This window comes from Microcoleus sp. PH2017_28_MFU_U_A (genome assembly GCF_020738035.1).
GTDB lineage: Bacteria > Cyanobacteriota > Cyanobacteriia > Cyanobacteriales > Microcoleaceae > Microcoleus.
On sequence record NZ_JAEQCX010000045.1, the window covers coordinates 94,703 to 119,780 of the forward strand.

At 44.8% G+C, this 25,078-nt stretch carries 19 protein-coding genes; 15 read left to right on the forward strand and 4 right to left on the reverse strand.

Annotated features, from left to right (window positions below):
* Window positions 1-37 precede the first annotated feature (37 nt).
* Entirely contained in the window at window positions 38-5,482 is a 5,445-nt protein-coding gene (locus JGK14_RS11090) for a trifunctional serine/threonine-protein kinase/ATP-binding protein/sensor histidine kinase (protein WP_325315058.1), read from the forward strand.
* A gap of 180 nt (window positions 5,483-5,662) precedes the next feature.
* Here JGK14_RS11090 and JGK14_RS11095 read toward each other — a convergent pair whose 3' ends face one another.
* Window positions 5,663-5,881, reverse strand: a complete 219-nt coding sequence (locus tag JGK14_RS11095; RefSeq protein ID WP_293179744.1) for a hypothetical protein — start codon at window positions 5,879-5,881, stop codon at window positions 5,663-5,665.
* Between the two features lie 412 nt (window positions 5,882-6,293).
* Here JGK14_RS11095 and JGK14_RS11100 point away from each other — a divergent pair, with 412 nt between their 5' ends.
* From JGK14_RS11100 to JGK14_RS11115, 4 genes are read left to right on the forward strand one after another with little or no spacing between them, the layout of a single operon-like run.
* A complete protein-coding gene (locus JGK14_RS11100) occupies window positions 6,294-9,053 on the forward strand; it encodes a hybrid sensor histidine kinase/response regulator (protein ID WP_293179747.1) in 2,760 nt (919 codons plus the stop codon).
* Between the two features lie 12 nt (window positions 9,054-9,065).
* Window positions 9,066-10,427 carry a hybrid sensor histidine kinase/response regulator gene (locus JGK14_RS11105; protein WP_293179750.1) on the forward strand — a complete coding sequence of 454 codons (1,362 nt, stop codon included), beginning with the start codon at window positions 9,066-9,068 and terminating at the stop codon, window positions 10,425-10,427.
* A 20-nt stretch (window positions 10,428-10,447) separates the two neighbouring features.
* Entirely contained in the window at window positions 10,448-10,672 is a 225-nt protein-coding gene (locus tag JGK14_RS11110) for a hypothetical protein (RefSeq protein ID WP_293179753.1), read from the forward strand.
* A gap of 34 nt (window positions 10,673-10,706) precedes the next feature.
* Window positions 10,707-12,356, forward strand: a complete 1,650-nt coding sequence (locus JGK14_RS11115; protein WP_325315059.1) for a calcium-binding protein — start codon at window positions 10,707-10,709, stop codon at window positions 12,354-12,356.
* Window positions 12,357-12,400: 44 nt separating this feature from the next.
* On the opposite strand, the gene JGK14_RS11120 is transcribed toward JGK14_RS11115, so the two are convergent.
* The gene (locus tag JGK14_RS11120) at window positions 12,401-12,763 is read right to left on the reverse strand and encodes a hypothetical protein (RefSeq protein WP_293179759.1); all 363 of its coding nucleotides are present in this window, start codon (window positions 12,761-12,763) and stop codon (window positions 12,401-12,403) included.
* A gap of 399 nt (window positions 12,764-13,162) precedes the next feature.
* Between JGK14_RS11120 and JGK14_RS11125 the strand changes: the two genes are divergently transcribed.
* Window positions 13,163-14,008, forward strand: a complete 846-nt coding sequence (locus tag JGK14_RS11125; RefSeq protein WP_293179762.1) for a photosystem II manganese-stabilizing polypeptide — start codon at window positions 13,163-13,165, stop codon at window positions 14,006-14,008.
* Window positions 14,009-14,732: 724 nt separating this feature from the next.
* On the forward strand, window positions 14,733-15,506 hold the full coding sequence (locus JGK14_RS11130) for an RNA polymerase sigma factor SigF (protein ID WP_293179764.1): 774 nt from the start codon (window positions 14,733-14,735) through the stop codon (window positions 15,504-15,506).
* A 171-nt stretch (window positions 15,507-15,677) separates the two neighbouring features.
* Here JGK14_RS11130 and JGK14_RS11135 read toward each other — a convergent pair whose 3' ends face one another.
* The gene (locus JGK14_RS11135; protein WP_293179767.1) at window positions 15,678-16,844 is read right to left on the reverse strand and encodes a pyridoxal phosphate-dependent aminotransferase; all 1,167 of its coding nucleotides are present in this window, start codon (window positions 16,842-16,844) and stop codon (window positions 15,678-15,680) included.
* 196 nt (window positions 16,845-17,040) lie between these two features.
* Between JGK14_RS11135 and JGK14_RS11140 the strand changes: the two genes are divergently transcribed.
* From JGK14_RS11140 to JGK14_RS11175, 8 genes are all read left to right on the forward strand, one after another.
* Window positions 17,041-17,553, forward strand: a complete 513-nt coding sequence (locus JGK14_RS11140; RefSeq protein ID WP_293212581.1) for an adenine phosphoribosyltransferase — start codon at window positions 17,041-17,043, stop codon at window positions 17,551-17,553.
* Between the two features lie 261 nt (window positions 17,554-17,814).
* Window positions 17,815-18,855: an ABC transporter permease gene (locus JGK14_RS11145; RefSeq protein WP_293193045.1), complete on the forward strand. Its 1,041-nt coding sequence runs from the start codon at window positions 17,815-17,817 to the stop codon at window positions 18,853-18,855.
* Between the two features lie 45 nt (window positions 18,856-18,900).
* On the forward strand, window positions 18,901-19,335 hold the full coding sequence (locus JGK14_RS11150) for a hypothetical protein (protein ID WP_293193047.1): 435 nt from the start codon (window positions 18,901-18,903) through the stop codon (window positions 19,333-19,335).
* Window positions 19,336-19,342: 7 nt separating this feature from the next.
* Window positions 19,343-19,915 carry a hypothetical protein gene (locus tag JGK14_RS11155; RefSeq protein ID WP_293179776.1) on the forward strand — a complete coding sequence of 191 codons (573 nt, stop codon included), beginning with the start codon at window positions 19,343-19,345 and terminating at the stop codon, window positions 19,913-19,915.
* 114 nt (window positions 19,916-20,029) lie between these two features.
* Window positions 20,030-20,620 carry a leucine-rich repeat domain-containing protein gene (locus JGK14_RS11160; RefSeq protein WP_325315060.1) on the forward strand — a complete coding sequence of 197 codons (591 nt, stop codon included), beginning with the start codon at window positions 20,030-20,032 and terminating at the stop codon, window positions 20,618-20,620.
* 28 nt (window positions 20,621-20,648) lie between these two features.
* On the forward strand, window positions 20,649-21,752 hold the full coding sequence (locus JGK14_RS11165; protein WP_293243299.1) for a DUF6745 domain-containing protein: 1,104 nt from the start codon (window positions 20,649-20,651) through the stop codon (window positions 21,750-21,752).
* Between the two features lie 451 nt (window positions 21,753-22,203).
* Window positions 22,204-24,393 carry a DUF4394 domain-containing protein gene (locus JGK14_RS11170; RefSeq protein WP_325315061.1) on the forward strand — a complete coding sequence of 730 codons (2,190 nt, stop codon included), beginning with the start codon at window positions 22,204-22,206 and terminating at the stop codon, window positions 24,391-24,393.
* 232 nt (window positions 24,394-24,625) lie between these two features.
* Window positions 24,626-24,913, forward strand: coding sequence for a hypothetical protein (locus JGK14_RS11175; RefSeq protein ID WP_293179815.1), 288 nt, complete (start codon window positions 24,626-24,628; stop codon window positions 24,911-24,913).
* Here JGK14_RS11175 and JGK14_RS11180 read toward each other — a convergent pair.
* Window positions 24,896-25,018, reverse strand: coding sequence for a hypothetical protein (locus JGK14_RS11180; RefSeq protein ID WP_293239173.1), 123 nt, complete (start codon window positions 25,016-25,018; stop codon window positions 24,896-24,898). The two genes, JGK14_RS11175 and JGK14_RS11180, sit on opposite strands and share 18 nt — an antisense overlap.
* Between the last annotated feature and the right edge of the window lie 60 nt (window positions 25,019-25,078).

Consider the following 25,078-nt stretch of genomic DNA (forward strand, 5'->3'; position numbering starts at 1 on the left):
CTACAAATAGCCTACGGATGAGGCAGATAATCAAAGTATGACAACTGAAAATTTTACATTCACAGGTTATGAAATTGTCGATCGCATTTACTCAGGCACTCGCACCCTAGTTTATCGAGGTTTCCGTACTAGCGACAAACAGCCAGTCGCCATCAAAGTCTTGTGCAGCAAGTATCCCAGCTTTAGCGAACTCGTGCAATTTCGCAATCAGTATACGATCGCCAAAAACCTCAATTTACCCGGAATCATCGAAACCTACAGCTTAAAAGCTTACCAAAACAGCTATGCGCTGGTAATGGAAGACTTCGGGGGAATCTCTCTGAAGGAATGGAGGGAACAAGCGGAAACTGCGCCGAATTTGAGGGATTTTCTGCAAATGGCGATCGACATCAGCAGTACATTAGATATACTCTGCCGCCACCGCATCATTCACAAAGACATTAAACCCGCCAATATTTTAATTAATCCAGAAACAAAACAACTCAAACTAATTGACTTTAGCATCGCATCTTTGCTGCCCAGGGAAACTCAAACCCTGATGAATCCTAACGTGCTGGAAGGGACACTCGGCTATTTGTCTCCCGAACAAACTGGAAGGATGAATCGCGGCATTGACTACCGCACTGATTTTTACTCTTTGGGCGTGACTTTCTATGAATTGCTGGCGGGAGAATTGCCGTTTCAATCCCACGATGTGATGGAATTGGTGCACTGTCATATTGCCAAGCAACCGCCATCGCTGCATGAAATTAAGCCGGAAATCCCGCAGGTACTCTCGGAGATTGTCAGCAAATTGATGGCCAAAAATGCTGAAAACCGCTATCAGAGCGCCTTAGGACTAAAATTTGATTTAGAATTGTGCTTGAGTCAACTAGAAGAAAGTGGTCAAATTGGAAGTTTTGCCATAGCCCAGAGGGATTTGTGCGATCGCTTTATCATACCAGAGAAGCTCTACGGGAGAGAAACCGAAGTAAAAACCCTACTCGAAGCCTTTGATCGGGTTGCATCCCCCCGAACCTCGGGGGGACAGAGGGGGGTCGAAATGATGTTAGTAGCTGGTTTTTCCGGGATTGGGAAAACAGTTGTAGTTAACGAAGTCCACAAACCAATTGTGCGGCAGCGGGGTTATTTCATCAAAGGGAAATTCGACCAATTTAACCGCAATATTCCATTTTCAGCATTTGTCCAAGCCTTGCGGGATTTGATGGGACAATTGCTATCAGAATCAGACGCTCAATTGCAAACGTGGACAGCTAAAATTCTCTCAGAAGTTGGAGACAACGGACAAGTTTTAATTGAGGTAATTCCCGAACTGGAACTGATTATTGGTGAGCAACCCGCAGCAACAGAACTATCAGGCAGTGCAGCACAAAATCGATTTAACTTATTATTCCAAAAATTTATTGGAGTTTTTACCACCGCAGAGCATCCGCTGGTGGTGTTTTTGGATGATTTGCAGTGGTCAGATTCGGCTTCACTTCAGTTGATCAAACTATTGATGAGTGACAATAGCTATTTACTGATGTTGGGAGCCTATCGAGACAATGAAGTTTCACCCATCCACCCATTTATATTGACCGTAGAAGAAATCAGAAAAGCGAACGCGATCGTTAACACAATTACTCTGGCACCGTTGGCGTTTAATGACACCAATCATCTGGTTGCCGATACATTGAATTGTTCGAGGGAACTGGCTCAACCGCTGACGGAGTTAATCGATCGCAAAACGAAAGGTAATCCCTTTTTTGCGACACAGTTTCTTAAAGCTCTGTATGAAGAGGGCTGCATCATGTTCGATCGCGATCACCGTTATTGGGAATGTGATATTGCCCAAGTGAATGCGCTGGCGCTTACTGATGATGTTGTTGAGTTTATGGCAGTGCAATTGCAGAAATTGCCCTTGGAGACACAACAGGTACTCAAATTAGCGGCTTGTGTGGGTAATCAGTTTGATTTGGGGACGTTGGCGATCGTCTCTGAGCAGTCTCAAACCGATGCCGCAACTGCATTGTGGAAAGCATTGCAAGAGGGCTTAATTCTACCGACGAGCCAAGTCTATAAGTTCTTTCAAGGTACAGAACAGTCAGCTTATCCGGAGTCTGTCAATCCAACGTATCGATTTTTGCACGATCGCATCCAACAAGCCGCCTATTCTCTGATTCCCGATGACCAAAAACAACAGTCACACTGGAAAATTGGTCACTTACTGTTAAAGAATCTGTCTCCGCAGGAACAAGTTGAACAGATTTTTGAGATCGTTAATCAACTGAATTTAGGGAGAACGACGATCTCCAATCCAGTCCAGAAATACCAACTGGCTAAGTTAAATCTGCAAGCTGGACAAAAGGCAAAAGTTTCAGCCGCCTATCAAGCGGCTCAGAATTATTGTGAAATTGGCATTGATTTATTAGCCGCTGAGTCTTGGCAGGTAGACTATGAATTAGCCTACGCCCTACATCGAGATGCCTCAGAAGCCGCTTATCTCTGTGGTAATTTCGACCAAGCAGAAACACTCTATGCGGTCACCCTGACCCAAGCCCAAACACCCCTAGACAAAGCGGTGATTTATCGGGTGCAGATGACTCAATACCAACTTCAGGGTCGCAATAAAGAAGCGATCGCCATTCAACGCCAAAGCCTCCAACTGCTGGGCTGGGGAATGCCCATAGAACCAGAAAGCATCCAAGCCAGCCTCGATGAACAAATTGCTGCGGTCAATCAATTCTTAGAACAGCAAGCAATTGAATCGATTCTTGGTTTGCCAAAGATGACGAATGACACCATTGCAGAAATGTTGAGGATATTACAAATTCTGTTCTATGCAGCATGGCTGGATGGTCAATCTACGTTGGCGCTACTTGCACTAGCTAAGATGACAACTTTGTCGTTACAGCACGGCAACAGCGATATGTCTCCCTTTGGCTATGTGGGTTACGGTCTAATCGCTAATGCCTTACTCAAAGATGCTGCCCAAGCTTATCAATTTGGTAATGTAGTGATACGACTTTGTGAACAATTTGATAATACTGATGTGCGGGGGATGACCAATTTCCTGTTTGCTGCCGATGTGCATAGTTGGAGTCGTCCCCTGCAAGCAGCCGATACCTACTATGACAATGCTTTTAAGTGTGGGATGGATGCTGGGAACTGGCTGACCGTAGGCTTCACGATCATCCAAAGTGGCTCCGATCGGTTGACCTATGGCAAAAACTTGAATGACCTGTATGCGATCGCCCAAACCCATACAGAGTTTCTTCGTCAGATTAAAAGTTTAGAGAATCTCGATGCCCTCACCGTTGGTGTGCTGCAACCCATTCGTCATCTTCTGGGGTTAACAACCACCCCCTTGAGCTTTGATGATGAAGGGTTCAGTGAAGCAGAGTATTTGCAAAAATATCACGACGCGCCCTATCATTTGGCATGGTTTTATTCGGTCAAAATTCGTCATGCTTTCCTGTTCAATCAACAAGCTACCTATCCAAAATTAATTCCTCAACTCCACATCATTGAGGAAACTGTTCCCAGCCATGCCAAAGTGCCGTCCAGTGTCTTTTATGTCATACTCATGCACTTGGCACTGATTGAGATTGCTGACGATGCTGCTGAGCGTCAGTCCCATTGGCAAGCCATCTTACCTCTGGAAGAACGGTTAACCCGTTGGCAGCAAGATTGTCCAGAAAATATTGAGCATAAGTGCCTTTTGATCCAAGCAGAAAAAGCCCGGCTCAACGGGCAAAAATCAGAAGCAATCGATTTGTATGACCAATCTATTGCCCAAGCTCAGACTCACGAGTATGGCTATGAAGCAGCCCTCGCCAACGAACTTGCTGCCAAGTTTTATCTAGACTGGGGTAAAGAAAAAATTGCCCAGGATTATTTGGCAAATGCCTACTACGGTTATGCACGCTGGGGTGCAAAAGCCAAAATTGATGACTTAGAACAACGCTATCCCGAACTTCTTGCTCCCATATTTCAGACCAAACAAAACCGTTCTGCAATCAGCGAAATTCGGCTACAAACCATCAATCAATCCTCAGTTTTACATCAAACCTTCCAAACAACTCAATCTAGCAGCAGTAGTATTTCCGAAGCTCTCGATTTCGACACTATTTTTAAAGCCTCCCAAGCTCTATCGAGTGAAATTGAATTAGAAAAATTGCAGGCGGCACTAATGTCTGTGTTGCTCGAAAATGCCGGGGCTACAAAAGCAGTTCTGCTGTTGGTTAAGCAGGGGAATCTCGCAGTCGAAGCTGTCGCCTCTATCAAGGAAAATGTCATCTCAATGTCTGTGCCGCTGTCAGCTAGTGCAGAGGTTCCTGCTGCTGCGGTTAACTACGTCAAGCGCACTTTGAAAACTGTTGTTTTGGATAATGCAGCAGCACAAAACGATTTTATGGCAGAGCCGTATTTGATGGAGCAAAAACCCAAAAGTCTTCTTTGCGCGCCGATTTTGCATCAGGGTAAATTAATCGGGTTGCTATATCTAGAAAATAACTTGACTATTGGGGCATTTACGGGCGATCGCACTCAAGTCATCCAAATGTTGTGCGCCCAAGCGGCCATCTCCCTCGAAAATGCCCGCTTGTACCAACAATCTCAAGCTTATGCCCAAAAATTAGAACGATCGCTCTTTGACTTGCAGCAAGCCCAGTTACAGCTCGTACAGAGCGAAAAAATGTCCGCCTTGGGCAATCTCGTCGCCGGAGTCGCCCACGAAATCAACAATCCTGTCGGCTTTATTAACGGCAATATTGACGAAGCAACGACTACCATCAAAGATGTGATTAACCACTTGAGATTATATCAAGAAAAGCTGCCAAATCCCGGCAAAGAAATCGAACAAGATGCTGAGGATATTGATTTGGAGTATGCCTTAGCAGATTTGCCCAAGATGCTGTCGTCGATGAAAGTAGGGTGCGATCGCATTCGCGGCATCAGCACCAGCCTCCGCACCTTCTCCAGAGCCGATAAAGACTACAAAGTTCCCTTTAATATTCATGATGGCATTGACAGTACGCTCTTAATTCTCAAACACCGACTGAAAGCTAACGAACACCGTCCGGCGATGGAAGTTGTCACCGATTACGGAAATCTGCCTCAAATCGAATGTTTTCCCGGTCAACTGAACCAAGTTTTTATGAATTTGCTCAGCAATGCGATCGATGCCCTAGATGAATCAAATTATGGACGAAGTTTTGCGGCAATTGAAAACAATCCAAATCGGATTACTATTCGCACAATGGTAGAAGGTGAATCTGTGAAAATTGCGATCGCCGATAACGGCAAGGGAATGTCGTCCGAGGTAAAAGAGCGGATTTTCGACCATTTATTTACCACAAAAGCTGTGGGGCAAGGCACGGGATTGGGATTGGCGATCGCCCGTCAAATTATTGTCGAAAAACATGGCGGTAATATCACAGTTAATTCTACTCCAGGACAAAGTACAGAATTTATCATTACCCTTCCCATTTATGCGGGATAATATTTTTGACAAGTTGATGCCTAGAATGTTAAACATCAAGTAAATTACAGCATTTTTCAGGTATGTTCGGGACATACCAGAGGTAGGGACACGGCAATGCCGTGTCCCTACAGGCTATTGAATGTACTTCAGAAACCAGCAATCTACTGCAGATCGCGGATCGAAATGCGTCCTGAAATGTCAAGTCAAAAACCCAGTTTTCCATCGCGTCTGCGTAATTCCCGATCGTTTACAATACCAGCAACCGCAAGTTAAAATATCGATCGAGTTGGGATCTATATAAATTGTTCGGGCGAGGCGATCGAAGATATCGAAGTCGCCGGGGAACTTCAGGATGCAAATGCGACGGCTTTTAGCCGAGAAGTTATCCGCCTTGCTGAAGCTTGCGAACTCAAACAACTGCGGCTCTTCATTACTTGTTATGCTAAAAGTGTCCGTGAAGTTGGCTGAAACCCTTTCTGGTCAATAAGTCTATTCGTTATGGCTATCATTTGAGGTGCTGACTTTCGCGACCATCCACTAGAATCGTTGATTTTACAGGCAATTTATGATGTTTAATTAATAAATTAGCATAAAAGGTAATGAAGAGCCACAACTGCGAACATTTATCCAAAACTACCTCGCTTAATAGAAGCCGAAACCCATGCCATGCCAAACCCAACCGTTTATCTCGATCGTGGATGACAACGCTACTAACTTGTCTGTGTTTTCTGGTGCTTTGAAAACTGCTGGCTATCAAGAACGAAATACCAAATTTTAGAGTATCCTTTAAAAAAATCAAATTAGTAATCCTAGCAACTTGTAAGCGATCGTGACACTCAAAAAGTTAAATTACATTTTTTCTCAAACTTCCAGGCAAGTTTCCCTGCGAACAGTCTTAATTGTGCCTTTTGTACTGCAAATATTTGCTGCTGTAGGATTGGTTAGCTATCTGTCCTTGCGTAACGGGCAGAAAGCTGTTAATGATGTAGCGGCTCAACTGCGAAGCGAAGTTAGCGATCGAGTCAAAATGTATCTGGACAATTATCTAGAGAAACCTTTTCTGATTAACAGGCTGAATGCAGATGCGATTGCTCGCAGGGAATTGAGTTTCGATTTGAAGAAACAGAATCCAAAAGCCGATCGATTACTTTGGCAACAAATGCAGTTTTTTGATTATGTAAGCTGGATTTCTTTGTGTTCGGCGCAAGGAGATTTATTTGGAATTGAGCGGAGGGCTAAAGATAATTCACTGCAATTTTATATGAGTAACAGTAATACAGGCTTTTACCCTTATTTTTCCAAAATAGATGCTCGGGGAAATCGCACGGAAAATCTAGAAAAAAGTACCACAAAATTTAATCCTTATATCCGACCTTGGTTCATTAATGACGAACGGAAAAGAAAGCAGGCTTGGAGTGAAATTTATCCTGAATTTATTAGCCTCCAACCGCAGATAACTGCTATATCGCCTGTTTATAATGATAGCAGAAAAATTCAATATTTTATTGGTACTACTTTTTCGTTAAAAGCTATTAGTCAATTTCTAAATAATCTCAAAATCGGTCGGTCAGGGCAGGTTTTTATTATCGAAAAATCTGGATTTTTAGTAGCAAGTTCAACCAAACAGCAGCTATTTACATTAGAAAATCAAAAGGATGCAAAACCCCAACGCCTTAAAGCATTAGACAGTAAGGATAAGTTAATTAGCGCAACTGCTCAAAGTTTAACCAAAAAATTTGACAATTTGAGTAATATAAAACAGGAACAACAACTAGAATTCACCATCTCTGGTCAGCTACAATTTATTCAAGTTATGCCCTTCCAAGATGATTTTGGACTTGATTGGTTAGTAATTGTAGTAGTTCCAGAAGCAGATTTCATGGAGCAAATTAACTCCAATACTCAGACAACTATACTGTTGTGCATGGCAGCATTAATAGTAGCAACTGGGGTCTGTTTTGTCACTGCTCGATGGGTGACACAACCAATTCGCCGCCTCAATCAAGCATCTAAAGCTATTGCCCGAGGAGATTTAAGTCAGGCTGTAGATTTAGATCGCGCTGATGAATTAGGAGAATTAGCTATCTCATTCAATCAGATGGCAGGACAACTCAAAACCTCTTTCAATGAACTCGAACACCGAGTAGAAGAAAGAACAGCAGAATTAGTAATAGCTAAAGAAAAAGCCGACGTAGCCAATCAGGCAAAAAGCACATTTATTGCCAACATGAGCCACGAATTGCGCTCTCCCCTCAACGCCATTCTAGGCTTTTCTCAAATCATGACTCGCTCTCAAACTCTGCCTCCCGAACATCAAGAAAGTGTCGGCATCATCTCTCGCAGTGGCGAACACCTGCTCACCCTAATTAACAACGTCCTCGATCTGTCTAAAATCGAAGCAGGCAAAACCACTCTCAACCAAAAAAACTTCGACTTGCATCGGCTACTTGAGGACATACACGATATGTTTGAAATGAAGGCAGAAGAGAAAGGTTTGCAGTTACTCATGGAATCAGCACCCCATCTACCTCGCTACGTCCGTACCGATGACGTGAAATTGCGTCAAGTGCTGATTAACATCATTAACAACGCCATCAAATTTACTCAAGAAGGAGGTATTTCCGTCAGAGTAACCGTTAAAGAAACTGCCGACAAAACCCACACCATACATTTTGAAATCGAAGATTCAGGAGCCGGGATTGGGCCTGAAGAAATTGGGAATTTGTTTGAAGCTTTCACGCAAACAGAAACCGGAAAACAAGCTCAAGAAGGTACGGGTTTGGGCTTGCCTATCAGCAGCCAATTCGTGCGTCTCATGGGGGGAGATATTACAGTAAAAAGTGTAGTAGAACAAGGCACGAATTTCCTGTTTGATATTCAACTTACTGAGGTAGAAGCCAGCGATATTGTCGCCCAGCAACCGACTCGGCGCATCATAGCTCTAGAGCCAAATCAACCGCGATATCGGATTCTGATTGTGGACGACAAACCGACAAACCGTCAGTTATTAATTAAACTGCTATCTCCCTTGGGATTTGAACTTCAGGAAGCCTGTAACGGACAAGAAGCAGTGGCTATTTGGCAGGAGTGGGAGCCACATTTAATTTGGATGGATATGCGGATGCCTGTGATCGATGGTTACACGGCGACTAAAACAATTAAATCTTACACTAAAGGTCAAGCAACGGCAATTATTGCTTTAACTGCTAGCGTATTAGAAGAAGAGAGAGCCGTGGTACTAGCGGCGGGTTGCGATGATTTCTTGAGAAAACCGTTTCGAGAGCAAGAAATATTTATTGCCATGAATAAGCAGATAGGAGTGAAATATGTTTATGAAGATTTAAGTCATGAAAATGAGAAAATAAAAACTCCCAAAGTAATTTTAAATGTAGAGACGCTGGCAGAAATTCCCAGGGATATATTAGCTCAACTACAAGAGGCAGTGATGTTTTCAGATGAGGAGTTGATGGCTGAGTTGGTGCAACAAATAGCTAATCGCGATCGGTTTTTAGCTGAGGAACTCGGGAAGAGTTTGCATAACTTTGAATATGAGAAGATTTTGAACTTAATTGCGGCTGCTATATCCTAAAAGGAGTAAAATATGAACGAGAGTAAAGGTCAAATTTTTATTATTGATGATACACCCGCCAATTTACATCTGCTTGTCAATCTTCTCAAGGAAAAGGGCTACCTGACGCGAGCATTTCCCAGCGGCAAGTTAGCTTTAGCAGTTATTGAACAATCATCTCCTAGTTTGATTTTGCTGGATATTCAAATGCCACAAATGGATGGCTACGAAGTTTGTCAACATCTCAAAGCTAACGAATCAACTGCCGATATTCCGGTGATTTTCATCAGTGCTTTGGATGAAATGATGGATAAGGTGAAAGCTTTTAGTGTAGGTGGAGTGGACTACATCACGAAACCATTTCAAGCAGAGGAAGTTTTAGCTCGGATTTCTACTCATTTAGAACTCAGTCGCTTACAAAAACTATTGAAACAGGAAAATTCTCTACAAGCTCAACAACTAGCCGAACAGAATCGCCAACTCCAGTCGATGAATCAGGCATTAGAGCAAGCTAATCAAGAATTGAAACAACAATACGATCGACTTCACTCTGCTCAATTACAATTGGTACAAAGCGAAAAAATGTCAGCTTTGGGTAACTTGGTGGCTGGGGTTGCCCACGAAATTAACAATCCGGTTGGCTTTATTAGCGGCAACATTCAACACGCTTTAGACTACATCAAAGATTTGTTTGGCTTGCTCGATTTAGTCAAGCAAGAATCTGGTAGTTTCAGCGAGGCAATTCAAGAAGAAATAGCAGCGATCGATCTTGAATACATCCGCGAAGATTTACCGAAGTTAATTGATTCAATGCGAGAAGGAGCGCACCGGATTAAAGACATTAGCACGAGCTTGCGTACATTTTCTCGTGCCGATAGCGAGCTCCCCATTCCTTTCAACCTTCATGAAGGTATTGATAGCACTATTTTAATTTTAAAACATCGCCTCAAAGCGTCGGAAAATCGCCCGGAAATAGCAGTTGTTAAAAAATACGGTAAAATTCCTATGGTAGAATGCTATGCCGGACAGTTAAACCAGGTATTTATGAATATTTTGGCAAATGCGATCGAGGCTCTGGATGAATCAAATTTCGGACGCAGTTATGCCGATATTCAACTGGCTCCCAATCGAATTGTCATTACTACCTCTTTAGAAGATAAGAGCGTCAAAATTACGATCGCCGATAACGGCAAGGGAATGTCGTCCGAGGTAAAAAATCGCATCTTCGACCACCTGTTTACCACTAAGGGAGTGGGTAAAGGGACGGGGTTGGGATTGGCGATCGCCCGTCAAATCGTGGTCGAGACCCACGGCGGTACAATTGAGGTGAATTCCTATCTGGGAAAGGGGACTGAATTTGCGATCGTGTTACCTGTTAGCCAAGAAAGTCATTAGTCATTGGTCATTGGTCAGAAGTGCGATCGTCCCCCCCGAGCGAACATTCGTCATTCTTGACGATCGCGATTTTAAGCTCTTCTGCTTTGCGATTGGACTTTAAGTGCGAACGATCGAACCTATTTGCCACCACTCCAGACACTGGCAAAATTTCCGGCACTCCTGCGCCAGATTGCCAAAATCTCAACTATGCTAACGTAGGCGAGCAGCAATCCCTTGTCACGAAGGCGATTGACATACTTTAAACAATTTATTTTATTGAGGAGCGGTGTATCCCCTATGGCAAACCTGATCGGCATGGACAGCAACGACTTTATTCTAGGTACTCCGCAGGGCGATCGAATTCGCGGCTTAGATGGCGATGACACACTGCTGGGCGCGAATGGAGATGATACCGTAGAGGGCGACGCAGGCAACGATCAGCTTCTCGGAGGCGATGGAGCAGATTCGCTGCTTGGGGGTGAAGGAAATGACGAGCTCATTGGCAACCAAGGCCGCGATTTTCTTTCCGGTGGCAATGGGGACGACTCGGTTCGCGGCGGTTTGGGTAACGATACTCTCGATGGCAACGACGGGTTAGACAGCTTGTTGGGAGATGCAGGGGACGACTTGGTTCGTGGTAACGGAGGCAATGATGTGATTGCCGGGGGTACTGGCAACGATACCCTCAGAGGGAATGACGGCGACGATTCCGTGTTCGGAAATAGTGATGATGACTATCTCTACGGGGATTTTGGGAACGATTCTCTCAACGGCGGTAGCGGGCGAGATCAACTGTTTGGCCTTGATGGCAACGACTATTTGGCCGGCAGTGACGGTGACGATACTTTGTATGGCAATGCTGGCAGAGATTCGCTCTTGGGAGAATCCGGCAACGACCAACTATTCGGCGGCAAGGCTGACGATACACTTTCTGGTGGCAGCGGTTTGGATACCATTCGCGGCGATCAAGGTGACGACTGCCTCATGGGAGATGAAGGTAATGATTTCCTATTTGGTGGCAAAGGTAATGATGTTCTCGACGGCGGTTTTGGCGATGATTCTTTGGCCGGAGGTCTGGGCGACGATACAATTTTGGGTAGTTTTGGCAATGACAATTTATTTGGGGCAGAGGGTAATGATTCTCTGGTTGGAGGTGAGGGTTCCGATACTCTAACTGGCGGTAGCGGCAGTGATATTTTTGGATTGGGAGCCGGCCCGGGAAGTTTGGTTTTAATTACTGATTACAATGAGGCTGAGGATTTCTTTGGGCTGCCGAGCAGTTTATCTTTCAGTCAATTGCAAGTTCGCCAAGGTAATGGTGCCAATCTCAGAGATACGGTAATTACGATCGACGGGAAGCTGTTAGCAATTTTGGTCAACACTCCGTCGGCGCTGATCGATGCCACTGATTTTATCAGTGTGAGTGGGACGTTTTCCCCCAGGCCGACGACTACGACGACTACGACTACGACTACTACGACTACTACGGGAACGGAAACGACTCCAACTCCGACGACTACGACTCCAACGCCGACGATTACGACTCCAACTCCGACGATTACGACTCCAACTCCGACGATTACGACTCCAACTCCGACGACTACGACTCCAACTCCGACGACTACGACTCCAACTCCGACGACTACGACTCCAACGCCGACGACTACGACTCCAACTCCGACGACTACGACTCCAACTCCGACGACTACGACTCCAACTCCGACGACTACGACTCCAACTCCGACGACTACGACTCGAGGATTCCGACTGCGCCGACTGTTACCGTACCTGATTCAATGGTGTCTATTAAGTCGATCGCCCCGACGCCTACTCCAGGACTTTTGCCGATGCCCGGCCAGATGCCGGTATTTCCTGCGATGCTGCCGAGTCCGATACCCGTACCTCCTACACCTTTCGGGTTCTAGGTGCAACAGCGCCCTTTTGTGATGAGTTTTGAGTTAATGTCAACGTCACCAACTCAAAACTCATCACTATTTAAGGTCTTCCTCAGTCCCGGCCGAGTCATTTTCAGACTTGGCCGGATCATCTTCTAGTGGAGATAATTGTTGGGCGTACCCCAAGATCGATCGAAGTTTCATACGCTGGATGTAAGGCCAGCCGCCATTGGCTTCAATATTCCTGAGCAGTTTGTAAACTGCTTGGCGGTTGTCGGGAAAAGATGCTTGGAACAAACCGTCCCGAATTTCCTGGTGCGAAGCTTCCAGGGCCCGCAGCAGGGTCAAAAGCAGCACACTGTCTCCCTGACAACTTTCGGCTAAAGTCCGAATCGCCTCTGTCAGCGATTGCAGTTGAGACTGCAACTTTTCTGACTCTAAATTTTTGCCGTTGTCCATACCGCTGCTTCCTTTGAAATCTACAAGGCGTTTGTCCCCAGCCTTTTGGTGAGCCGACTAATCGAGCTAGTGGCGATCGCCATTCGGGGCCAATAAGCAACGTAACTTAAGTGGGTTGACGATCGCAAGATTTATTTCCAATCCAAGTCAGGAAAAGAGCACAACCCGTCGTACCATGTGTATTGGGCTGCGATCCGAACATGATTGAGAAATCATAAGTTCTTGCTTATTTTCACCGCACTAGCTCGATTTTTTGAGTGAAAGCCAGTGTCGGTGAAGCAAGCGATCTGGATCTAAATGCTGCTATGGCGCTGGCCTAGCCTGCCGGCGGGCAATTATATTTTGCTCGAACTAGGGCTTTTTCTTAATATAATCCGATGTTGGATATTGAGGTTGGAAATGAAATATCGTGCTTTAATTGTTGCACTTTTAGCATTTTGCATGAGTGCGCTGGTTGCTTGTTCTTCTGCTCCTACTGATACGACGGTGGCGACTACCGAGTTGCTCACCTACGACGAGATTAGAGGTACAGGATTGGCCAATAACTGCCCTAGCTTGGCAGAAACTTCTCGGGGATCGATCCCCATTGAAGCGGGTGGCACCTATAAACTGGCTGGTATGTGTTTGCAGCCCACAACTTACTTTGTGAAGGAAGAAGCAGCCAACAAACGCCAAGAGGCAGAATTTGTGCCTGGTAAATTGTTGACACGGTTCACGTCGAGCATTGACCAAGTTCAAGGTACGCTCAAGGTTGGTAATGACGGTACTCTGACTTTTACAGAAGAGGACGGCTTGGACTTTCAAGCAATTACAGTTCAGTTACCGGGTGGAGAGCAAGTACCTTTCTTGTTCACCATTAAAGAGTTAGTGGCTACTTCCGATCCGGGAGTCGTTGCGCTCAATACTTCTACCGATTTTCAAGGGGAATTTAACGTTCCTTCTTACCGCAGCGCAGGCTTTTTAGATCCTAAAGGTCGCGGTGTATCGACGGGCTACGACAATGCTGTCGCGTTGCCGGCTACTGACAATTCCAAGCTGAAACGCTCTAATGTTAAGTTAGCTGACACCCGTACCAAGGCTGGCAAAATTTCTCTCCAAATTGCTAAGGTCAACAGCGCTACTGGCGAAATTGGGGGGATTTTTGAAAGCGTGCAGCCTTCTGATACTGATTTGGGAGCTAGACCTGCTCTGGACGTGAAAATTCGTGGTTTGTTTTACGCTCGGATTGAGCCTTCTGTTTCGTAAAATTGTCTTTCTGGATCGATCCTCTGCGAGGGCTTCGCCAACGAACTTGAGCAGTTTTTTGTCCTAAAGCTACTGCTCGCCTTTCATTAGTCAACAGTCTTTAGAAAGATAACTGAAGACTGTTGACTAATGACTAAATCTATGCTTAAAGTGTTATTGAGTTGCCAGTTATTAAATTAGGATTTTTGATTAATTGAAGTATTGCGTTTAAACAAATTTGCCACTACAATATGGTGTGAAAAATAAACATCATTCAATTGACAGTTGACAGTTGACAGTTGACAGTTGACAGTTGACAGTTTAAGAGCGACCTCTACCTAGAAGTAAGAGGATTGGAGTAATGAATAGTCTGATTTTAATTTCTCCCGATTAGGCGGGCGGGCTTTCAACCAATTCTTTCTGGTAAAATACGGATTTTGCTGAACACTTCTGGGATGACCCCGACCAAAAACGGAAGCCCTGACGATCGCTTAGGGTCGATCGCCAAATTTTAGACCCAAATAGAAGCTCCTAAATTAATCGGTGGAGTAAATTTAAAATCTAAAATTTAAAATCGACTAATTCCCTCAAATCCATGCACAGTCCCAAATTTTGACTGGTGTGTCTGCTGTCACAGATATTAAGTGCTAGGATTACACCACAGCAAGATTAATTTTTTTAGACTAGATTAAAAACTAGGTCTAAAGCAACATCAGTCCCCTGCTCTACCAACCTTTATGCAACCATGTCTACCACAATCCCCAACGAGCTAAAAAGCGAAAATTTGCAATTGTTGCGCGAGTACCAACATTCTGGCTCGAATGAAGTCCGCAATCAGTTAGTTCAACTGAATATTGGACTGGTGCGAAAAGAAGTTTACCACTGGATCAATCAGTGCGGTGAAAGCTACGATGATTTGCAGCAAGTTGGGTGTATTGGGTTGATTAGGGCGATCGAGCGATTTGATATCTCGAAGGGACACGCTTTTAGTTCCTTTGCAATTCCCTACATTCGCGGCGAAATTCAACACTACTTGCGGGACAAAAGCCCTTCTGTGCGAGTTCCCCGCCACTGGTTGGCCCTGGAACGCAAGTCTGTCGCAGCGATCAAGGATTTGCAGGTACAGTTCAACCGCAAACCTACGGATGCTGAAGTAGCAGCAGTGCTTGAGGTTTCTGTGGCAGAATGGCAAGAAATTAAGTTAGCGCATCTCAACCGATCGCCTTTAAGTTTAGACGCGCCAGTGCAAGATGAAGATGAGGGCGCGACTTGTCTGGGAGAATTGGTGCCCGATAGCAAGTATCGGAGTTTTCAGTTGGCGCAAGAGGATCAAATTCGCGTACAGCAAGCTTTGGCGATGTTGGAACAACGGACTCGGGAGATATTGGAGTTTGTTTTTCTGTACGATTTGACGCAGAAGGAAACGGCCGAACGCTTGGGTATCAGCGCGGTGACTGTTTCTCGGCGAGTCAAGAAGGGACTGGATTTGCTAAAGGAAATTATGACCAAACAGCTTTAGACAGTTGACAGTTGACAGTTGACAGTTGACAGTTGAGAGGAAAGCAGTTACTACTAATGACTACTGACTAATGATAAGGTTCGCGAGCGGGGACGCTCGCACTAATGACTGCTGACAACCGCCAACAGCCAACTGACTACTGCCAACTAACAAATGACAACTGACTAATTTTTAGATGCTTCGGACAAATTTATCGAGCCTTTCTACAGCTTTTTTAATTGTGCCTAAATCGGTGGCATAAGACAAGCGAATGTGGTCGTCTGCACCAAACGCAATCCCTGGAATAACTGCTACTTGATGCTGTTCTAAGAAAGCATCACAAAATTGCAGAGAAGTCATTCCAGTTTTGCTGATATTGACAAACATATAGAAAGCGCCGTCTGGTTTGATGCAGCTAATTCCAGGGATCGCCTCAAGCAATTCAAATATTACTTCACGCCGATCGGCAAAAGCTAACCGCATTTTTTCCACAGACTCTTGGCTGCTTTCCAAAGCTGCGATCGCGCCGTACTGTGCAAAAGTACACACGTTTGAGGTACTGTGTCCTTGAATGGTGCTGGTGGCTTTAATTAATTCGATCGGCCCGGCCAAATAGCCAATCCGCCAGCCTGTCATTGAGTAACCTTTTGCAAAACCGCTGCTAATGATGGTGCGATCGAAGATTTCTTTGCCCAGGGAACCGATGCTGACGTGTTTGGCGCCGTCATATATAATTTTTTCGTAAATCTCGTCAGAAACGACTAAAATATCTCGATCGACTATCACCTGGGCCAGCGCTTTAATTTCCGCTGGAGTGTACACCATTCCCGTCGGGTTAGAAGGCGTATTCAGCACGAATAACTTGGTTTTGGGAGTAATCGCTGCACTCAGTTGTTCCGGTGTAATTTTATATCCTGTAGAAGCATCTGTCCGTACAATTACGGGCTTACCGCTGGCGAGTTTGACCATTTCTGGATAGCTGAGCCAGTAGGGAGCCGGAATAATTACTTCATCTCCAGGCTCGATCAGAGCCATCATCAGATTGTAGAGGGAGTGCTTGCCGCCGTTGGTGACAATGATATTTTCCGGTTGATAGTGGAGATTGTTGTCGTTGCGGAGTTTGCGGGCGATCGCAGCTTTCAACTGCGCTTCCCCAGCCACCGGGCCGTACTTAGTCTTCCCCGCATCCAAAGCTTGCTTTGCCGCCGCTTTAATGTGTTCGGGGGTATCAAAGTCGGGTTCTCCGGTGCTCAAACTACATACATCAATCCCTTCGGCCCTCATAGCTTTTGCCTTAGCTGCGATCGCCAAGGTTATGGAAGGAGGAACCTCACCCACTCGTGCTGCCAACTTGATCATTGGATTTTAGATATTATATTTTTGACTTTAGATCATAGGTTGACAAATCTTGATATTCAACCCTGTCGTTAGGAAATTATGACATTTGTTTACATATAGTGAATCTAAAATCTAAAATCTAAAATTTAAAATCGATTGACGTTATGATTGTAGCATTTTTGATGCCTCGTTACCCTCAACGCCGATCTGCAAGCTTATGGATCTCAAATCTCTGATTCGCGACATTCCTGATTTCCCCAAGCCGGGAATTATGTTTCGAGACATTACAACTTTGCTCTGCAACCCGCAAGGACTGAGCTACACTATTGACAGTTTAGCTGAAAAATGCTCTGAAATGTCTGCTGACTATGTGGTGGGCATGGAATCGCGGGGCTTTATCTTTGGCACGCCTTTGGCTTATAAAATGGGAGTGGGCTTTATTCCTGTCCGCAAACCGGGAAAACTGCCTGGAGAAGTTCTTTTTGCTGAGTACGAGTTGGAGTACGGTGTCGATCGACTGGAAATGCACCGAGATGCGATGAAATCCGGCAGCCGGGTGCTGGTTGTGGACGATTTGATCGCCACTGGCGGAACAGCGGCCGCGACGGCTAATTTGTTGCAGCAAGCGGGCTGCGAGCTTGTCGGTTTTGCTTTTGTGATTGAATTGCTGGCTTTGGGCGGGAGGCAGAAATTGCCGGATGTGCCGATCGTCTCGCTAGTCGAATATTAGTCAGTAGTCAGTTGACAGTTGACAGTTGACAGTTGTCAGTTGTCAGTTGTCAATTGTCAATTGTCCGATCAATTGACCGTAATAAAAGAGGTTTGTAGTGAGGACTTTAGTCCGCATTCTTAAACCCGCAAGCCACGACTTCTGTCATTACTGCAAACATATAGGGATCGTATGAGCTGCGATCGATGCTTCACAAACAATTAATCAATCAAAAATCCCAAATTCTCAATCTAAAATCTAAAATCTAAAATCTAAAATGGTATGACTTCTATTAAATCTAATCGAAACTGGCGAATGTTGAATTCTTTATTTGGCAGCGAGACATTTACTTATGTTGTCAAACGACTGTTGCAGGCACTTTTAACCCTATTCTTAGCATCGGCTCTGTGTTTTGCAATTATTGAGCTCGCACCAGGAAATTACTTAGATACTTTGAGTCAAAATCCGAAGATTTCGCCGGAAACACTCAAGCAACTCGAACAGCAATTCGGCTTGGATAAACCAGCGATTGTGCAGTATGGGCTGTGGCTGAAACAAATTCTGACACAGGGGAATTTTGGCACGAGCTTTGTGTATCAGCGATCCGTAGCGTCGCTGCTGTGGGAAAGAGTACCGGCGACGTTGTTGATGGCGATCGCATCTTTGATTGTAACTTGGGCGATCGCACTGCCTTTGGGAATTGTCGCGGCCGTTAATCAGAATAAAACTGTCGATCGGGTTTTGCAAGTAGTCAGCTACACGGGCCAGGGTTTTCCCAGCTTTATCACAGCTTTGCTGCTGCTATTTTTTGCTCAAAATACTTCGCCCCTTTTCCCAGTCGGAGGAATGACAAGCATCGATCATGCAGACTTACCGTGGTGGGGTCAAATCCTCGATTATTGCTGGCACTTAATTTTGCCAACAGTCGCCCTCAGCGTCACAGGTTTTGCTGGCTTACAAAGATTGATGCGCGGACAATTGTTAGACGTGCTGCGTCAAGATTATATCCGAACTGCACGGGCTAAAGGTTTGCCGGACAATCGAGTAATTTACATTCACGCTCTGCGGAATGCGATTAATCCGTTGGTGACGTTATTAGGTTTTGAGTTTGCTAGTTTGTTGAGCGGTGCGTTTATTGCGGAATTTTTCTTTAATTGGCCTGGTTTGGGTAAGCTGACTTTGGAAGCGGTGAACAATCAAGACTTGTATTTGGTAATGGCGAGTTTGATGATGGGCGCTACGATGTTGATTGTTGGTAATTTGTTTGCGGATTTGTTGCTGAAGGCGATCGATCCGAGGATTAAATTGGAAGATTTGAAGTGATAGAATCATATTTGACTATAAATTTGATTCTCGTTAAATTCTGTTGTGACACAATCATTTTCAAATAATGTTCCTAGCCCTCGCTTTTCCAATCAGTCCCCCGCGACGCTAAATGATGAACTTCGATCGGCAGATGAGTTAGGCATCAGGCCCATTAAAGTGGGGGAAGCAGGATTTGACGATATAATTAATGAAGGGACTGTCAAATGGGCAGTGACAACAAACCCAGAACTCCTTGTAATTCCGAAATTTTTAGATGTTAACAATGAAATTTACCATACGGTTATAACTCGCGGTCAGCCTGTTTTGGCTGCGGGAGAAGCCGAGATAGTCGGCAGCAACGGTTTATATATTTTGCTAACAATCAGCAATCACAGCGGGCATTTTAGACCCAATTCAGAGAGCTTAGAAGTAGGAATTACAGCCTTTAGGCAGCAAGGAGTTGATACAAGTAATGCTGATATCGAATATGTGGAGTAGATAAATTATGACTCAATCTCCTACGACAATATCCCTCGATCGCATTCTCGAACAAAATGCCGAATCTGTACTGATTTGGGTGAAAAACATATTTTCAGGTCAAACCACCCAACCACAAGGGTTTAACTGGCTATTATTAGCCGATGTTTCCTCCGCTAAGGCTCGAAAAGGTGAAAATGGTTCTGGTTTGTGCGATCGCAAATGGGCAGAAGTCGCGATCGCAATTTACGATCTTCTAGCCGATGATGCCGATCGCAAAAAACCAGGTAGTGGCGAGTCTTTTACGATTTCCTCAATGATGTTGCGGGCTGCGGCGATCGAAAAACAGGAAGTAATTTCCGATGATTCTGTTCTCGATGTTAACTTAATTTTAGAATGGTTTTGGGATAACATCAAAGAGTCGCAGGAAGATGTCGAAAAAAAGGTTGCTAATTGGAAAACGCTACCTATTGCAGAAATTCGCGAGTTAAGAAAACTTAAAAATCGATTGAAAGTTATTGCAGCACTTTCTGAGAGTGATAAATATGTTTTAGATGAAAAACTCAACACTTGGCTTTTCCTGCGCGATAAATTACCATAAAAGTGCGATCGCACCATCACCGAACAACTTCTCATTGCACCAGCCATAATACGAACAGTTAATGGTATTCCATGCCCCATTCCCGATGCCCCATTCCCCATATCGGAGTTTTTTATGTCAGAAAAACAACCAAACGAGCCAATTAGTTTTAGTCGCTTTGCCGACTGGTGCAGGCATATTGACAGTCTTTCAGAAGGAGCAAAGCACACAGTTGAAGTGTTGTTAGAAAAGGCTGGCACTGATGACGCTGAAGCAGCGGAGCAGATACTTTCAAGCATGACAACACTGAATCTCAGCAGCAATAGAATTACCGACATCAGCTTCCTCGGCTCGCTCACCAATCTGACAACACTGTATCTCGGCGACAATCAAATTACCGACATCAGCTTCCTCGGCTCGCTCACCAATCTGACAACACTGTATCTCGACAACAATCAAATTACCGACATCAGCTTCCTCGGCTCGCTCACCAATCTGACAACACTCGATCTCGACAGCAATCAAATTACCGACATCAGCTTCCTCGGCTCGCTCACCAATCTGACAGCACTCGATCTCAAGGGCAATAAAATTCGCGACATCAGCTTCCTCGGCTCGCTCACCAATCTGACAACACTCGATCTCGGCGACAATAAAATTAGCGACATCAGCTTCCTCGGCTCGCTCACCAATCTCGCTTACCAATCTGACAGCACTGAATCTTGAAAACAATCAAATTACCGACATCAGCGCCTTGCGATCGCTCACCAATCAGACAACACTTAATCTGGACAACAATGAAATTACCGTTCTGTGCGTGCTAGGCGAACTCGCACAGAAACGTCTTACTCTCTCAACTACGCCAATTGATGCTCAAAAAGCCACAGCAGCCATCAAAGTTGCTTATGCCGCTATTGGTCTAGAAGAACCCGAAGTTATTATTTGCAGCAGTCTCCGCGACGTTTGTCCCCAAATCTTCAACAGGCTCAAACCCGACCATTCACAAAAATGCTCAGACGAATACAGCAATAGATTGGGGAAAAATCTAGACCTGAAATGGATACCCGCTGTGGGAGAATTTGCAAGTTCGGATCTGTGGGAGTATGAGCTCGATCACATGGTAATCGAGCCCGAAGCCGACAGCACACTGAGTTCGGTAATGTACAAATTGGTTGACAGCTATGTGCGATCGAAACAAACGATATGGAATGTTTTTTCCAATAATTTGTTCGGTTTTAATTGCCCTGAAACCCCCACGACTTTGTTTAAAGAAATCTATTTGACTGAATTGTATATATCTTCAGGCGTCAATATTTCCCAAAAGGCACAAGAAATACTTCGCTGCCAAAAGCTGCTTTTCGAGCATTGCGGTTTTATATTTCCCTTTGAAAAGATTTGCGCGGTGTGCGATCGCCCCCGCCACCTGCGCTTTGACAGTGAAAACCGCTTGCACGCTGAAGCAGAACCTGCGATCGAGTTTGCGGATGGATGGAATTTTTACTATTATCACGGTGTCAGATTGCCGGAACAATACGGTCAAGTGCATCCCAATTTGTGGAAAGCAGAATGGCTTTTATCTGAAGACAATGCCGAAGTTCGGCGAGTGTTAATTGAAGCAATTGGTTACGATCGCATTTGTCAAGAGTTGGCAGCAGAACAAATAGATAGTTGGCAGGAATATGCACTATTAAAAATAGATAATGCGGATGTCGAGCCGATTTATTTGTTAAAAATGACTTGTCCGAGCACGGAATTCATTCATGCTTTGAGAGTACCGCCAAATGTGACATCTGCTAGGGAGGCAATTCGCTGGGTAAATGGGGGTATCGATCCAGAGGAATTTTCCGTGCAGACTTAATCTATAACAAGTCTAAATCATTCATGCAGATTTGTAGGGGTAGTGCCCCGTGCCTACCCCAACTGGACAACTGGGGGATTGCCCCTGCCTTTTATTATGCCAAATCCCCATATATAATCCACTTTATACCGATCGATAGTTGTCGCTGCTACACAAATAAAATTCACCTTCAGAGGCTTTAAGATTAAAATTGAAAAATAATTTCTGACTGTACAGATCCAAAATTAGAGATTCAGCGTATATCACTAATGAACGCAGTACAAGATTTCATAAGTTCACAGCGCTAAAAACTTAAGCTTGGCAGCTTACAGTTGCGTTGTACTTGTCATGACTATACTGCAAACTATCAAATAACGCGCTTTTATAGCCTAAAAAAATTCGGTAATATTAGCGCGTACTGCGAATTAGCGATTTTTTGTACTGAAAATCCCGCTGCTTTTAGGCACTGGGAATGTCAAATTTAGATGTGCAATATATCATGGCAGACATTAGAGGTACTATACAAGCAGACTCGCTCCCAGGCACTGCTGAAGATGATGTTATTTTTGGTTTTACGGGCAATGACGTAATTGCTGGCAATTCTGGAAATGATAGCATTTTTGGTGGAAAAGATGGCGATTCGATTGATGGGAGTTCTGGAAGAGATTCTCTGTTTGGAGATTTAGGCAGCGACAGTGTTAACGGCGGTGAAGATAACGATTTTGTATTTGGTGGCAAGAATAATGATTTGATTTTTGGCAACTCTGGCAATGATGTTTTGTCGGGAGATAGAGATACTGATATCCTGATCGGCGGAGATGGTGGTGATGTATTTGTTTTGAGTCGCTATGCTGCTGCCGATCCTTTCCTTACCAGCGGTGGTGTTAATTTAGGAAATGCTGATGCGATCGCCGATTTTGCAAACGGTACAGATTTAATCGGTTTGGCGGGCGGACTCTCTTTTGGCGACTTGAATATTCTGGAAGCCGGAAATGATACTGTGATTCAAGACCGGGTAACAGGAGAATTTCTCGCTACTCTCAGAGGTGTGAATCGAAGTGCGATCGACCAAACAGATTTCACTACTAATATTAGCAGCATTCTTCCCAATCCCCCGCCTCCACCGCTGACAACGGCTTATGCTTTAACTCCCGATAATCGGATTGTCGGTTTTAGCCTTGCTAATCCGGGAAGTGTCATCTCAGATTTGCCTGTGACTGGATTGCAAGCGGGAGAAAGTTTGCTGGGAATTGATTACCGGCCCGCTAATGGCGTGCTTTACGGTGTGGGTTCTAGCAATCGCTTGTATACTGTCAATCCGAAAACGGGGGAAGCAAATTCAGTCGGTAGCGGGCAGTTTGCGGTTCCCCTAACTCAAGGCGCTGTGGGTTTTGATTTCAATCCGACAGTCGATCGCATTCGGTTTGTCAATCAAGCGGGTCAAAACGGTCGCCTCAATCCAGATACCGGGGCAATAGTAGATTCTGACACATTAACTGGGGGAATTCAACTCGATCGCAATTTAGTGTATGCCACGGGCGATCGCAATTTTGGCACAACTCCGGGGGCGGCTGCGGCTGCCTATGTGAATAACTTTGCGGGTGCAACTTCAACGACGCTATTCGTAATTGACAGCAATTCAGATGTTTTGGTAAGACAAGATCCGCCGAATAATGGAGTGTTAAATACGATCGGATCTTTGGGAGTTGATGCAACTAGCATTCTCGGCTTTGATATCAGAAGTATTGGCGGCCGCGATGTCGCAGTAGCGGCACTAGAAGTCGGGGGAGTTTCGGGATTGTACAACATTAATTTAAGTACCGGTCAAGCTTCTTTTACTGGTAGAATTGCCGACGGAAGACAGATTAACGGTTTGGCATTGCCTTTGCCTACAGCTTACGCCTTAACTGTCAGAAATGGCGCCGAAAGAATCGTCGGTTTTAACGAAGCGGCACCGCGCACTTTACTCAGCGACACAGCAGTAACGGGATTGCAGCCGGGAGAAAGTTTGCTGGGAATTGATTTTCGTCCTGCTAACGGTTTGCTTTACGGTTTAGGTAGTAGCAATCGATTGTACGCGATCGATCCGGTGACTGGGGCTGCAAGTCAACTCGGTAGCGGACAATTCGCCGTACCGCTGACTCCGGGGGCTGCCGGTTTAGATTTCAATCCCACAGTCGATCGAATTCGGTTTGTCAATCAAGCGGGAGAAAACGGTCGGATTAACCCAGATACGGGGGCAATTGTCGATTTTGACACGTTAACCGGAGGAATTCAACTCGATCGCAATTTGACTTATGCGACGGGCGATCGTAATTTTGGCACAACTCCGGGGGCGGCTGCGGCTGCCTATGTGAATAACTTTGCGGGTGCAACTTCGACAACTCTGTTTGTAATTGACAGCAATTTGGATGTTTTGGTGAGACAAGATCCGCCGAATAATGGAGTATTAAATACGATCGGATCTTTAGGGATTGATGCTTCTAGCGTTCTCGGCTTTGATATCAGGAGTGTCGGCGGTAACGAGACAGCTTTGGCTGCGATCGATGTTGGCGGAGTTTCGAGTTTGTACAATATTAATCTGACAACCGGTCAAGCTTCCATTGTCGGTCAAATTGGCGACGGGCGATCGATTAAAGGTTTGGCACTGACCTTAATTTAAATGCTAGATTAAAAGCGATTTTAGATTGACTTTAGGGCAATCTAAAATCGACTTGTATTGCATTTATTCGCTCTCATATCTGGAAAACATCTGCGTCGATCTACCTGGAATCTCCAGTTTCGCGATCGTTCAAAGATTTATGCAATGCAAGTCTAATCGTTTGGGCAATTCCCAATTCCCAATTCCCAATTCCCAATTTGATGTAACATATTATTTTGACAATAAAGATAAGATGTTATCCCAAGTTTTTTACTTACTGCGTTCTCGTGCTGACGGCAAATATATCAGCGCTTGTCCCAATCCAGATTCGGCGGTGAGTTACCTGCTGATGTTTCGCGAAGACTATGATGCTTTGAGTTATCTGAATGCCCACGCTGCTGATGTTGCCGATCGATTTGGGGTAGAATCGATTTCCGGTTCTCAGGTGAAAACGCTGCTTCAGCGTTGGGGATTCAACGGTGTGGGGGTTGTTCAAGACCCGCTGTTACCGAATATTGAGTTTTTATTGACAAAGAATTGACAATTGACAAGATTTGCGCTTCACCCGTTTTCTAGCAGAAATCGGGTTTTTTGCTGAAGTTTTGAGGCGATCGCCCGATCGACCTTCCCGAGTCCGAAGCCCCATATTTAGTGCAAATTGTCAAATTTGTCAAGGTTTTACCCTAAATCTGAATCCTGTTGTATA